Source organism: Falsigemmobacter faecalis (genome assembly GCF_003863335.1).
Taxonomy (GTDB): domain Bacteria; phylum Pseudomonadota; class Alphaproteobacteria; order Rhodobacterales; family Rhodobacteraceae; genus Wagnerdoeblera; species Wagnerdoeblera faecalis.
Map to the genome: position 1 here is coordinate 1 of NZ_RRAZ01000040.1, position 12,847 is coordinate 12,847.

9 protein-coding genes, 3 tRNA genes and 1 pseudogene are annotated in these 12,847 nt (G+C 63.0%); 7 read left to right on the forward strand and 6 right to left on the reverse strand.

Going from position 1 to position 12,847, the window contains the following annotated elements:
• Positions 1-936: pseudogene (locus EG244_RS17815) on the forward strand (integrase core domain-containing protein); the annotation flags it as partial.
• 538 nt (positions 937-1,474) lie between these two features.
• Here EG244_RS17815 and EG244_RS17820 read toward each other — a convergent pair.
• From EG244_RS17820 to EG244_RS17840, 5 genes are all read right to left on the reverse strand, one after another.
• Positions 1,475-1,550: transfer RNA gene (locus tag EG244_RS17820), tRNA-Thr, on the reverse strand.
• Between the two features lie 582 nt (positions 1,551-2,132).
• Positions 2,133-2,209: transfer RNA gene (locus EG244_RS17825), tRNA-His, on the reverse strand.
• Between the two features lie 177 nt (positions 2,210-2,386).
• Positions 2,387-3,721 carry a trigger factor gene (gene tig / locus EG244_RS17830; protein ID WP_124966527.1) on the reverse strand — a complete coding sequence of 445 codons (1,335 nt, stop codon included), beginning with the start codon at positions 3,719-3,721 and terminating at the stop codon, positions 2,387-2,389.
• A 22-nt stretch (positions 3,722-3,743) separates the two neighbouring features.
• Positions 3,744-3,828: transfer RNA gene (locus tag EG244_RS17835), tRNA-Leu, on the reverse strand.
• A 116-nt stretch (positions 3,829-3,944) separates the two neighbouring features.
• A complete protein-coding gene (locus EG244_RS17840) occupies positions 3,945-4,835 on the reverse strand; it encodes a hypothetical protein (protein WP_124966528.1) in 891 nt (296 codons plus the stop codon).
• Positions 4,836-5,115: 280 nt separating this feature from the next.
• Between EG244_RS17840 and EG244_RS17845 the strand changes: the two genes are divergently transcribed.
• From EG244_RS17845 to EG244_RS17870, 6 genes are all read left to right on the forward strand, one after another.
• Positions 5,116-6,045 carry a class I fructose-bisphosphate aldolase gene (locus EG244_RS17845; protein ID WP_124966529.1) on the forward strand — a complete coding sequence of 310 codons (930 nt, stop codon included), beginning with the start codon at positions 5,116-5,118 and terminating at the stop codon, positions 6,043-6,045.
• 172 nt (positions 6,046-6,217) lie between these two features.
• Positions 6,218-7,435, forward strand: coding sequence for a cytochrome b/b6 domain-containing protein (locus EG244_RS17850; RefSeq protein ID WP_124966530.1), 1,218 nt, complete (start codon positions 6,218-6,220; stop codon positions 7,433-7,435).
• A 51-nt stretch (positions 7,436-7,486) separates the two neighbouring features.
• The gene (locus EG244_RS17855; RefSeq protein WP_158617357.1) at positions 7,487-9,172 is read left to right on the forward strand and encodes a CHASE domain-containing protein; all 1,686 of its coding nucleotides are present in this window, start codon (positions 7,487-7,489) and stop codon (positions 9,170-9,172) included.
• A 604-nt stretch (positions 9,173-9,776) separates the two neighbouring features.
• Positions 9,777-10,313, forward strand: coding sequence for a hypothetical protein (locus tag EG244_RS17860; RefSeq protein ID WP_124966532.1), 537 nt, complete (start codon positions 9,777-9,779; stop codon positions 10,311-10,313).
• On the forward strand, positions 10,310-10,735 hold the full coding sequence (locus EG244_RS17865; protein WP_124966533.1) for a phage holin family protein: 426 nt from the start codon (positions 10,310-10,312) through the stop codon (positions 10,733-10,735). Before EG244_RS17860 ends, EG244_RS17865 begins: the two co-directional genes overlap by 4 nt.
• A complete protein-coding gene (locus tag EG244_RS17870) occupies positions 10,728-11,786 on the forward strand; it encodes a hypothetical protein (RefSeq protein ID WP_124966534.1) in 1,059 nt (352 codons plus the stop codon). The genes EG244_RS17865 and EG244_RS17870 overlap by 8 nt, the downstream gene beginning before the upstream one ends.
• 32 nt (positions 11,787-11,818) lie before the next feature.
• On the opposite strand, the gene EG244_RS17875 is transcribed toward EG244_RS17870, so the two are convergent.
• Complete coding sequence (locus tag EG244_RS17875) at positions 11,819-12,844, reverse strand: flagellar motor switch protein FliG (RefSeq protein WP_124966535.1); 1,026 nt, start codon at positions 12,842-12,844, stop codon at positions 11,819-11,821.
• Positions 12,845-12,847 lie beyond the last annotated feature (3 nt).

The following is a 12,847-nucleotide window of genomic DNA, read 5'->3' on the forward strand; positions in this document are numbered from 1 at the left end:
GATCGCAAAATGGTCCGCTATCGGGCCCGGCGTGAGCCGGACACGGTGCTACCTGGGCGGTTGCGGGAGTTGACCAACGAGCGCAGAAGGTTCGGCTATCGGCGGCTCTTCGTGCTGCTGCGGCGCGAAGGCGAGCCTTCCGGGATCAATCGGATCTGTCGGCTCTGCCGCGAAAAAGGACTGACGGTGCGCAGGCGAAAGGCCCGGCGAAAGGCGATCGGGACGCGCGCCCCGATCCTGGTCGAGGCGCGGCCCAAGGCGCGCTGATCGCTGGATTTCGCTTCGCGGACCTTCGGTTCGTTCCTGACCAGTTCCGGGCGGCCATCGCTTCCGGGGGCTCAACGTGGTCGACGACGTCACTCGGGAATGCCCCGCGGCGATCCCGGACACTGCGATCCCGGGGCGCCGTGTGGCGCGTGAACTGACGGCCCTCCCCGAGCGCCGTGGCAAACCCGGCAGGATCGTCAGTGATAATGGCTGACCAGGAACGCGATCCTGCGGTGGTGCTCGGAGCACCGGATCGAATGGCACGACATCGCGCCGGGCAAGCCCATGCAGAACCGTCGCAGGCTCTCTCGAACCGATGGCCTTCGCCTGCTCCACGTCGAAAGCCTCAATGGGCGGATGCGCGACGAGCTGCTCAACGAGACAATGCTTCGCAATCCGGCACATGCGCGCGTCGGGATCGCGGCCTGGGCCGAAGACGACAACACTGAGCGCCCCCATTCGGCCCTGGACGACCGAAGCCCCACTGACGACGCGCAGGCCCTGAGCACCGCAATCGCCCGCTCCGCCGCGCGAGATGAAAGCTCCCCGCGTCGGGCGATTGCTCAACCTGCGCCGATCGGCGTCAACAACAACCGGGCGCAAGTCGCGGCCGGAGGAAAGTTCAGTGGCAGGTCACGCGGGCGCAGCCTCGAAAGCAGGCTCCACTGAAATAATAGCAAAGCCCGCCCGGAGCCTGGATCTTCTATGCGCCCATAGAACCACATTCCCTTCAATTGTGATTGAAGGGAATGTGCGGCGCCTGTTAAAGGCGCTCCCCGGACGGAAGCGAATGCGCGCGGGGCCCCGTTATTCGTGACCTCGCATAAACCTCAGGCGTCAGATCTTGAGAGCAGCCGGGTTGATACGGCCCCGGCCTCAGCGGCCTTCGCTATCTTTTGAAGTGGGACGATAAAAAATCGGAGATTTCTCTGACTGCAAAGCGCTGGCTTCCGAAATCGGGGCATTGCTCATATCTGGGTGAGCCAGCCAGATTGGGCAGGCCCGGTATCTTTGACAGGCTCTGTTTGTCGCCACGGCAGCGCGTGACCGAAAAGTTTGCCGCAGAACAGGCTCTTTTGTAACTCATGTCGGTCAGTCTTCTTGCCCGGTGAATGTTCACGCACTGCTAAAAAGCTGGACCGGAAGCTGAGCGCAAAATGAAAAATTTGCGTAACCACTTATGGAAGCACGGATTTTTGGGGAAAACTGGTGCCCCCAGACGGAATCGAACCGCCGACCTTCTGATTACAAATCAGCTGCTCTACCTGCTGAGCTATAGGGGCACGGAGACTGGATAGCCTCAGGCGTGCTGCAGGTAAAGTCGTTTTGCGAAAAATATCCGCCCGTTAACCCATTCCGTCTGGCCTCATGCTACCAGAAGGCGAGTAGCTTTGCGGGCCGGGAACGCGGATGGGCCGAGCCGACTTTAGCGGGTGAAACCCTATACCAATGCGCAACCGGCAGTTTCACAATCTCCATTGTTCCTTTCGTCGGAAATTGATTTCTATGATCGCATGTGAATCACTGCGTATGTCATCCAGTTCCATTGTCGGAGAAAAAAACCTCGGAGAAAATCATGTCAGAGATACGTTTGTTTGAGTGTGCCTGCGGTCATAAACTGCGCTTCGGCTCGCAAAGATGCGGGTGGTGCTATGAGCGTACGAGTTTAGTCAATCGTCGTGAATTCTGGATGATTTCCGGACTTGGAGTGGGTGTCAGTGCGGTCGCTTTGATCGCGGCGCTGACCTGACGGCAGATTGAGAGGGCGGGGCCGGGGCTGAAGTTTGCCCGTCCCTGGCCCTCTTTGCGCTTCAGTGTTGAGAAAAGAAAACGGCCCGTTGCATCTGCAACGGGCCGTTTTCTTGTGGTACCGCCTCCCCGGCTCGAACGGGGGACCTCCGGATCCACAATCCGGCGCTCTAACCAACTGAGCTAAGGCGGCACTGAGGGGTGTTTAGCCTCAGCCGCAGGGGGATGCAAGAGCAACTTGCAGAATTTCGCAGGCAACCGGCAGAATATTTACGTTAAGATTGCTTCATAAGCTGCTGTGACGGCAAAGAAAAACGGCACCGCGATTGCGGTGCCGTTTCCCTTAAACCGGATCTGCCGGAAGGGCGGATCAGAGTTCGTCCAGAGCTTCAACAGCTTTGGTCAGATCGTCTTTCGAGACTTCCTTGTCAGCCACTTTGGCAGCCGAGAGGATGTGGTCGACGACTTTATCTTCGAAGATCGGCGCGCGCAGCTGTTGCTGGGCCTGCGGGTTCTTCTGGATGAATTCGAAGAACTGACGCTCCTGACCCGGATACTGACGGGCCTGGGCCAGAACGGCCTGGGTCAGCTCAGCATCGGTGACCTGAACGTCGGCTTTACGGCCGATTTCAGCGAGCAGCAGGCCCAGACGGACGCGGCGCTCTGCCAGGGTTTTGTGCTCATCCGAGACTTCGATCGCACCGTGGTTGTGATCGTGAACCTGCGGGTTTTCTTCGTGCCAGAGCTGGTGAGCGATCTGGCTGGCTTCGGCTTCCACCAGCGAGGGCGGCAGGTCGAATTTCACCAGAGCGTCGAGCTGGTCGAGCAGGCCGCGCTTCAGCACCGCGCGCGAAGCACCGGTGTATTCAGCTTCCAGACGCTCAGCGACCTGTTTTTTCAGGGCTTCGAGCGATTCTGCACCAAATTTGGTGGCCAGTTCGTCGTTGATCTCAGCTTCTTTCGGCGCCTTGACCGCTTTCACGGTGCAGGCGAAAACAGCAGCTTTGCCAGCGAGATGCGCTGCGCCGTAGTTTTCCGGGAAGGAGACGTTGACCGAGACTTCGTCACCGGCTTTTGCGCCGACGAGCTGCTCTTCAAAGCCCGGGATGAACGAGCCCGAACCCAGGGTCAGCGGATAGTCTTCGCCGGCGCCGCCTTCGAATTCCACGCCGTCAACCGAACCTTTGAAGTCGATGACAACCTGGTCGCCGTTTGCAGCAGCGGTGCCTTCGGCAGCATCTTCGAAGTTCTGAGCCGATTTCGCGAGGTTCGAGAGAGCCTCTTCCATCGCAGCGTCGTCCGCTTTGACGACCAGACGCTCCAGCGAAACGCCCGAGAGGTCCGCTTCCGGGATTTCCGGCAGAGCTTCATAGGTCATCGCAACGACCAGCTCATCGCCTTCTTTCCAGGTTTCGCCGTTCTGCATCTCGACTTTCGGCTGCAGAGCCGGACGGTCACCCGATTTCTCGAAGTGCTCGTTCATGGCGCCGTCGATGGCGTCCTGCATCGCATCGCCAAGCAGGCGCTGGCCGAACTGCTTGCGCAGAATCGCCATCGGCACTTTGCCCTTACGGAAACCTTTGACCTCGACGTCGGGCTGGGCTTCGAGCAGTTTCGCCTCGACCTTAGCGTCGAGTTCAGCCGCGGTCACGGTGATCGTGTAGCCGCGCTTCAGGCCTTCATTCAGGGTCTCAGTGACCTGCATGGTGCGTCCTTCTATATCCATATGGTGCGGGTGGAGGGACTTGAACCCCCACGCCTTGCGGCGCCGGAACCTAAATCCGGTGCGTCTGCCAATTCCGCCACACCCGCATCGTTCACAAAGGCAGGGCCAACCCAAGGGGCGGCCCCGCATTCCGCGCCCTTCTAGCAAAGCCATGACGCGGATGCGAGAGGAAAATCAGGCTCACACCCCGCCAATCTGTCAGTTAACGCGGGGGCGCCGGGGGCAGGGCGCGGATGGCCGTCAGGATCCGCTGGCGGATCGGCCCGAGGGCGGCGTCCGACCAGATCATCCGGCGGCCTTTGTGATCGACAATCAAGGCCCCCTCGGGCGCTTTCACCAGCTCTTCGGGTTTGACCGCATCGCCCGGCAGCGTCACCGCCGTCAGCCCGGCCCGGCGCTTTCGCACGAAGGGCAGGGCGGCATAGGCGCGGCTCGCCCAGGTCCAGGGCAGCATGAATTCGGTGGGCATTTTCACCGCAAGGCTCTTTGGGATCTCGCGGATCACATCCTGGGCAGACCAGCTGATAAAGCGCTCATCCGCGCGCATCGGGTGGAAATTGCACTCCGGGTAGTCCTTCAGCAACGCCTGAAAGCGCGCCGCGATATAGCCGGTCTCAGCGGGGTGGAACGCCACGAGCGAGGAATTCCCCCGCGCATAGCGCCGCCCCTTTGTCAGTTTATAGGCCAGCCGCCCGGGCCAGCCAAAGGGCAGCGGCGTGCTGCGGAAAAGCGCCACGGTTTTTGGCGTCGCCAGCAGATCGACCAGCGCGGCGGGATCTTTCAGAAAAAGCGTGTCGAGGTCACTGAAAAGCGCCGGCATATCCGCCGGAATCAGCCCTTCGGTAAACATCGCAAGCTTCGCCTGACAGCCTGAGCGCAGCAGAGGCGGCAGCAGCCAGCCCTCAGGGAAGGGGCGCTGCAGCACGTCTTGCGGCAGCCCGTCACGGGCCCGGTCGGTGATCACCTCCACCCGCGCAAGGCTTGGGGACAGCGCCCGCGCCGCGAGGATGATCCGGCTGAGATCCGCGCCGCCGTATTTATCGCCCCAGACGATCAGCACAAGTTGCCAGGGACGGGCGGGGGGCTGGCTCATAACTCACTCCGGCAGCATCATTACCATTCAGGGCTGAGTTAAGACGGATCACAGGAAAATGCGAGAGGGAGAGAGGCAGTCCTTTTGCCATGGCCCGTGCCGCCCCTGCGGGCGGGCCTTAATTTATGGCAGATCGGGGTGGATCCGGGCGTTTCAGGGGCTCCTGCGGCGGGGCCTTGCCCGCTGACAGCCATGTTAACGCAATCATCATAGACAGAGGGTCCGGTGCGCCCTAAAGGGGGGCACAGACCTCACTCTCCCCCAAGATCAGGGATCAGACATGCGCGCGACGAAGACCGTCCAGAAAATTCTTGCGAATTACGAAGGCGAAACCCCCGGCGTGAAAGCCAACCTCTGCCGCATGCTGATGGCCGGCAAGCTTGGCGGCACCGGCAAAATGATCATCCTTCCGGTGGACCAGGGCTTTGAGCATGGTCCGGCCCGTTCGTTTGCGGCCAACCCGGCCGGCTATGACCCCCATTACCACTACCAGCTGGCAATCGATGCAGGCCTCAATGCCTATGCAGCGCCGCTCGGCCCGCTGGAAGCCGGTGCAGATACCTTCGCCGGTCAGATCCCGACCATCCTGAAGGTGAACTCGGCCAACTCGCTGATGTCCGCGACCTCGGGCAAAAACCAGGCGATCACCGCCTCGGTGGATGATGCGCTGCGTCTGGGCTGCTCGGCCATCGGTTTCACCATCTATCCGGGCTCGGACTGCCAGCTCGATATGTATGAAGAAATCGTCGAGATGCGCAAAGAGGCTGCGGCCAAAGGCGTGGCCACGGTGATCTGGTCCTACCCGCGCGGCGAAGCCGTCACCAAAGACGGTGAGCTGGCGATCGACGTGGCGGCCTATGCGGCGCATATCGCGGCGCTGCTGGGTGCGCATATCATCAAGATCAAACTCTCGACCGACCATCTGATGCTGCCGGAAGCGAAGAAGGTCTACGAAGAGAAGCAGATCGACGTTGCGACCCTTGAGGCCCGCGTGCGTCACTGCGTGCAGTCCTCGTTCAACGGCCGTCGCCTGATCGTCTTCTCGGGCGGTGCGGCGAAAGGCACCGACGCTGTTTACGACGACGCCCGCGCGATCCTCGCCGGCGGCGGCAATGGCTCGATCATCGGCCGCAACTCGTTCCAGCGCCCGCGCGAAGACGCGCTGGCGATGCTGGCGAAGCTGGTTGAGATCTACAAAGGTAAAGCCTGATCCTTCGGGCGCAAGCCCCTGGATCGGACACGTCAAAGGCAGCATCCCCCGATGCTGCCTTTTTTCATATATTCCCGGCAGTCTGATCTGATGCACACAGACTGTGCGATCGCGGCTCTCGCCCCGGCGGGGTCGGCAGGGCAGATGTCGGGCAATGGTTACGGGGATAAAGATGTCTTTAAAGAATACGCCGCGCAGTTACGGCCGCCTGGCCCGCGGGCTGCACTGGGCCACGGCTCTGCTGATTTTGACCACCTTTCCGCTGGGCTGGTATGCCGAGGGGCTGCCCTACGACAGCTCGGAAGCGCTGGCCTGGAAGGCCGGGGTGTTCTCGCTGCATAAAACCCTGGGGATTGCGGCCTTTTTCACCGGGCTGACCCGCATTCTCTGGGCCCTGACCCAGGTGCATCCGGTTCCGGTCAATCCGGAGTATCGCGCGGCCAACTGGCTGGCGGCGCTGGTGCATTATGGCCTCTATGCCGCCCTTCTTCTGGTGCCGCTCGCGGGCTGGGTGCATCATGCCGCGGCTGAGGGCTTTGCGCCGATCCTCTGGCCCTTTGGTCAGTCGCTGCCGATGGTGCCGAAATCGCTGGCGCTGGCGGATGCGGCGGGGATGGCGCATGTCATTGCGACCAGGGTGCTGCTGGCCCTGCTGATCCTGCATATTGCGGGTGCCATGAAGCACGCGGTGATTGACCGGGACGGCACGCTGTCGCGGATGCTGACCGGACGCGCGGCCGGCGCGCCCGGATCCAAATCCCGTGGTGCGGCGCTTGCGGCAGCCGTTCTTTGGGGCGGAGCGGCGGTTCTGACCGGCGCGGCCGTCAGCTACAGCCCCACCGCAGAGACCCCCGCCGCCCCGCGCGTGCAATCCGTGGCGGCAGCTGAGCCAGGGGCCTGGCAGGTTCTCGATGGCAGCCTGAAGATTGCCGTGGTGCAGATGGGCAGCCGGGTTGAGGGGGAGTTCGCCTCCTGGGATGCGGCGATCCGGTTTGATCCGGCTGCAACGGAAGGCAATGAGGCAGAGGTCCGCATCGCGCTGGCCTCGCTGAAACTCGGGGCCGTCTCCGATCAGGCGACGGGTCCGGATTTTCTGAATGCCGCCGCTTTTGCTGAAGCGCGCTACACCGCCCGGCTGCGTCCCGAAGGGGAGAACTGGCTGGCCGAGGGTGAGTTGCTGCTGAATGGCCGGAGCCTGCCGCTGAACATGTCCTATACCCTCACCCCTGAGGAGGGGGTGACGCGGATGTCAGGGCGCACAACAATAGACCGGCGCAGTTTTGGCATCGGGGAGAACTATCCCGATGAAGCCAGCGTGGGATTTGTGGTCGAAGTTCTGGTCGATCTGACGGCAGTGCCTGCAACAGCATCGCCGGAAACGGGGGAGTGATGTGTTCCATCTGCCACAATACGGGATATGCCGTATTGTTCTGAGGGCAGGTTGCGCAGAAAGATAACGGAAGATCCCTCCGGGGGCGGAGGGGTCTTCGGGCAGCGGGTGAAGGGCGGGGCGGTGGCGAAGCGTGCAGAGCGTGGACTTCGGGCGTATCAGCTTCCCCTGTTAACACTGGGGGCGGGGCTGCTGCTGGCGGCCGCGCTGACGCATCTGGTCTACCGCTATGAAAACGACCGGCTGCGCCACAGCGCTGAGCGGCGGCTGACCGATATTGCGTTTCAGATCGGCAGTCGGGTGGACCGGATCAATGTCGTGCTGCAGGTCTCGCGTTCCTTTCTGGAAAGCCGCAGCGGCAATGCCATTACCCGCGACCGCTTTGTGCGCTACCATCGGCACCTGCAGGACGCGGGCATGCTGGAAGGGATGCAGGGCCTTGGCTTTGCAGCCCTTCTGCCGCAGGGCGACAGCGCCGCGACCGAGGCCCGCATCGCAGAGGATTACGGCCTGACCCGCAGGCTCTGGCCCGCGCCCGCAGCCGGGCGGCTGCATTCGGCGATTACGCTTCTTGAACCGCCGAATGCGCGCAATCTGGCAGCGCTTGGCTTTGATATGATGTCGGAAGACATCCGCCGCGCCGCGATGGAGGCGGCGATGGTGACAGACCAGCCGCAGCTGACCGGTCCGGTGACCCTCGTGCAGGAGATCACTGATGAACGTCAGACCGGAGCGCTGATCTATCTCTACCTCAAAAGCGATATGAACAACGAACTGCCGGGCTTTCTTTATGCGCCTTTGCGGCTCGGCTCGCTGTTTGAGACGGTGTTGCAGGGCCGCTATGACGGCTATGCCCTGCGCATCGCCGATGCCGAAGAGCCGCAGATTCCGCTTTATGAGACAGAGGGTTATAACGAGACCCCGGATCTGCGCGGCGCGGCCTTCCGGCGTCTGGAAGCGGCGGGCCGTGTGTGGGAGCTGAGCCTGCGCGATCCGCGGATGAACAGCAGCTGGCGCAGTCTGCCGATGACCTTTGTGGTGGGCGGCCTTGCGCTGATCTCGGCGATGCTGGCGGCGGCGGCCACCCATTCGCTGCAGGCCTATCTGCGCAATGCGCGCGAACTGGCAAAGGTTCAGCGCCGCATCCTGGCCCAGAAGGACCTGCATCTGCGTGAGATGTCGCACCGTCTGAAGAACGTGCTGGCGCGGGTCTCTGCCATTGCGCGCCAGACCGCCAACCGCTCCGAGGATCGCAGCAGCTTTCTGCGCTCGTTCAACGGGCGTCTGCAGGCGATGGCCGCAGCCCAGGATCTGCTGACCCGTGCGGCCCCCGAGGGCACCTCGCTGCGCGGTCTGCTGATGGCGGAGCTGAACCAGCTTTACGGCGACAGCCCCTCCAATGTCTCTGTCGAGGGAAGCGATATCCACCTCACCAGTGAGCAGACCGAGGCGCTTGGGCTTTGCATCCATGAGATGGCCACCAATGCGCTGAAATATGGCGCAGGGACGCTGCCGGGCGGGCAGATCGCCATTCGCTGGGATCTGGACGGCACATCGCTGCATCTGATCTGGGATGAGGTCACCGCCGCCCCGGTTGCGCCGCCGGAAAAGCCGGGATTTGGCACGCGGCTGATGGACAGCTGTGTGCAGGGCACGCTGAATGGTCACATCGGTAGGGAATTCCATACCCATGGGCTGACAATCCGAATTTCTTTTCCGCTTCAGCGCATTAGTTGAATTTGCCGCCCAAATTTCATGGGAACCCACGCCGCGGTTGCGGCGTTGTTGAGCTGTGAATGTAAGAGTTGTCCTCTGCAGGCAAAGATCCCGGGCGTCGTTGCCTCGTGGTTCGGGATCTGCGTCCGCAGCGGGTAGCCCGCCTCCTGTATCGGGGCGGTTGCGTAGCGATCAGTGTGCCGGAGGTTTCCCCGGAAAAGTTTGGTATCGAGTGATGCTGCCCGTGGCCTTTCGGCCTGGAGATTGAAGGTCTTTATACATTGTTAAGAGTGTCTCGGGTATCTCTCGGGTAACCGGCCATCTGGCCGTCGCGTGACGGTCTGACTTTGACCGTCAGGCAATGCGTGTCGGGAATGTGTGGTACGAGTGACAGGGTCTGCCTTCGGGCGGACCCTTTTTTATGAAAATGCGCCGCTGAGAGGCGCGCGCCACGGCGGAATTTGCGCGCAGCCACGGCGTGAAGGCCGGGAACCTCTTTCTCCACGCGAGGGTTAAAGCTGTGCAGCCCCGCTGATCCTGCCCGGGATTTTCCGGTGGGAGGGCAGGGGCGGGGCGATCTGAGAAAGACGATTACCAATGCCCGCAAGGGCAGGAGAGGTTTAAGATGGCTAAGAGCGACGAGTTGAAAGCTGATCTGCAGAATGCCGCGAAAGACGTGCGCAGTGGCGTGACTGAGGCGAAGGACCGCGTGGCGGACGCCACGAAAGACGCCGTGGCTGAGGGCAAAGAGGCGGCTTCTGATCTGGCAGCGCGCGCCTCGGATGCGGCGGGCTCGGCCGCTGACAGCCTGCGCAGTGCCGCCGGACATGGCGCGGATATGGCCAAAGACGTTCTCGCGGGCACCCGTGAGGCGCTGAATGCCACCGGCGAGAAAGTCGCCGATACCCTGCGCTCGGCCCGCGATCATGCCGATCTGAAAGCCGTTCAGGACAAAGTGACGGAGGCCGTTGCCGCCACCGCCGAGGCGCTGCGCGACACCCGCATCAGCGATGTGGCCGGTGATCTGCGCGAGTCGGCGCGGCGCAATCCGGGCATGTTCATTCTCGGCGCAGCCGTGGCCGGTTTCGCGCTTGGCTGCTGGATGCAAAGCTCTGCCACCCGCTCGCGCAGCGATGACATCCTCCGGAGGCTGCGCTCGTGACCCAATCCGGCCGGGATCCGCGGCTGTCGGGCCTGGTCGGGCCCTTCATCGCGGTCTTTCGAGTGCTCTCGGCGGCAGGCGGTCTGCTTTCAACAGAGGCAGCCCTGGCCAAGGCCGAAGCGAAACAGGCAGCGGGCGATGTGGTCCGCGGCCTGGTCATGGTGCTGGTGGCCGCTGTGATCAGCATGGTGGCGCTTTACATGCTGGCGGAAGCCGGGGTTGAGGCGCTGATCTGGGCCGGGCTGACGCCGGGCTGGGCGCGGCTTGCCATGGGCGGCGGTCTGCTGCTGATCGCGCTGATCCTCGTGATGGTGGCGAAGGGGCGTTTCAATGCCTCGCAGCGCATGACCGGGCATATCGGTGAGCGGGTCAACAGCAATGTGGCGCTTGTGCGCCGGGAAATGGGGCCTCGCGATGTCTGAAAAAGCCCGTCTGGAACTTGAGGCCCGCCGCGCGCAGGCCGAACTCAGCGCGGCCCTGTCGGAGTTGCGCGGCACGCTTGAGCCCGCGGTTCATCTGGTGGAAAAGGGGGCCGAAATGGCGGGGGCCGGTCTGGAGCGCGGCGCGAAACTGCTGGGCGCGGTCAGTTCGGCCGGTGGCTCGGTCGCCGGAACCGCGCAATCCGTGGCGCAGAAGCTTTCCGATGCGGCGGCCCCTTTGACGGGTCATGCCTCCGGAGAGGAAAGGGCCACCCAGGTCGCCAGTGCGGCCGGAGCCGCAGGGCTGGCCGGGGTTGCGATCTGGGGCGTGAAGCGGCTGCTCTCCAAAGGAGACAGTGCCGATCCGGTGCCGGACGGCCCGCTTCCGGCGGTGCTCGACGCGCTTTTGCCGCGCCGGTCGGCGGATCTGACCGACAAGGGCGGTGCCTGGCTTTCAGAGGCCGACAGCCTGCGCCGTGAAGCCGACCGACAGCTCAATAAAATTGAGCGGGCTCTGGCGCGCGGTAAAGGCGATCCGGATGATCTGATCGCCCACCGCGATGAGGTGCTGGAGACCCTGACAAACGGGCTGAAGATCACCTTTTCGCGCGGCCTTGAGAAGCTTGATCCGGCGACCCGCACCCATGTTTTGCAAAAACGCGGTGAGGACTATGCCGCCCATCTCGCGCAGCTTGAGGCTGAGGCGGGGGGCGGGGGGCTGACCGGGGCGCTGCGGCGCCACCCCCTTCTGACCGGGGGCGCGGTGCTCGTGGCCGGGGCGGCAGCGGCTTATCTTTTGCCGCGCGGCGCCGTGACGGCTGCGGCGGGCAAGGCGGCGCCGGTGGTGGGCTCGCTTGCCAAAGACGTAGCCATAGGTGCGGTCAGCAGGACCGGGCTTCTGGGCAGTCTGGCCGGGTTGGCACTGAAACGGATGATGCAAAAGCCTGAGCCTGAGGCGCAGGCCCCGCAGCCCACGCTTCTGGCCTCGGATCAGCCTGGGGTGCCGCGTTCGGCTATGGTGCTGGATCAATATGGCGCCCCTGCGCAGCGATAAAAAAAGCCCCGGAGAGATCCGGGGCTTTTTCGTCAGAGGTCGGCTTCCGTCAGCAGGGGATCATCTTCGCTGGGCAGGCGGATGATGTTTTGCCGCGCCAGATCATTGGCGAGATCAATCAGCTTGTCCTGCGCATCGCGGGCATCGCGGGCGCGCACCGGCCCAAGGGCGGCCATCTCTTCCAGCAGCATCTCGCGGGCGCGCACGGTCAGTGCTTCGATAAAGCGGTCGCGGATGCCCTTTTTCGCGCCGCGCAAAGCCAGCGGCACCACCGGCCCCTCGGCCGAGCGGATAAGCCGCGAAAGCGAGTTCTGATCGAGCCGCGCCAGATCGTCGAAGGTGAACATCTTTTGCTTGATCGCGGCAAAGGCCTGGGGGCTTTGCGCCGCCAGCGTGCCGGAGATCTCCTCAAAGAGACCACTGTCGAGCTTGTTGAACATATCGGCAATCCGCTGGTGCGGATCGGGCCCGGTGCGGCGCGAGACCGAGCGCAGGAAGTCTTTCTCCAGCGTCTCCTCCAGCACATCGATGGAAAACCGCGGCAGGGTCTCCAGCGCAATCATCCGCCCGACGATCCCGGTCATGCGGTCGCGCTCAAACAGCGGCAGGACCCGGGCGGCGACATCGGGTTTCACCCGGCTGAGGATGGCGGCGATGGTCTGATCCGTCTCACCCGAGAGATAGGTGTGGATCATCTGCTCATTGAGGGTGGCGAAGGTCTCCCAGATATTGCGCCCCGAAGCCGGGCCACGGATCTCGGACATGATCTCGCTGACCTTTTGCTTGGGCAAAAAGCCCGCAAGCATCCGCTCGGCAATTTCAAAGGAGCCAACGACGCCGCTGGCGCCGACGATCCCGGCCTGAAACTCAACCAGCACTTCTTCCACGGCAGAGGCGGGGATGGTGCCCAGCAGCGCCATGGCCTGGGTGATCTGCTGGATTTCCGCCTCATCCAGCTGGCTCATCAGCTCAGAGCCGCGCTCTTCGCCGACGCACAAAAAGAGGACGGCTGCTTTTTCAACACCGCGCAGCGAGACATATTCGGGGGTATATTTCATGCG

What these genes read in the sequence shown, in the direction of transcription:
- tig (WP_124966527.1), bottom strand. Translation starts at nt 3,721, where the DNA reads ATGCAGGTCACTGAGACCCTGAATGAAGGCCTGAAGCGCGGCTACACG.
- EG244_RS17840 (WP_124966528.1), bottom strand. Translation starts at nt 4,835, where the DNA reads ATGAGCCAGCCCCCCGCCCGTCCCTGGCAACTTGTGCTGATCGTCTGG.
- EG244_RS17845 (WP_124966529.1), top strand. Translation starts at nt 5,116, where the DNA reads ATGCGCGCGACGAAGACCGTCCAGAAAATTCTTGCGAATTACGAAGGC.
- EG244_RS17850 (WP_124966530.1), top strand. Translation starts at nt 6,218, where the DNA reads ATGTCTTTAAAGAATACGCCGCGCAGTTACGGCCGCCTGGCCCGCGGG.
- EG244_RS17860 (WP_124966532.1), top strand. Translation starts at nt 9,777, where the DNA reads ATGGCTAAGAGCGACGAGTTGAAAGCTGATCTGCAGAATGCCGCGAAA.
- EG244_RS17870 (WP_124966534.1), top strand. Translation starts at nt 10,728, where the DNA reads ATGTCTGAAAAAGCCCGTCTGGAACTTGAGGCCCGCCGCGCGCAGGCC.
- EG244_RS17875 (WP_124966535.1), bottom strand. Translation starts at nt 12,844, where the DNA reads ATGAAATATACCCCCGAATATGTCTCGCTGCGCGGTGTTGAAAAAGCA.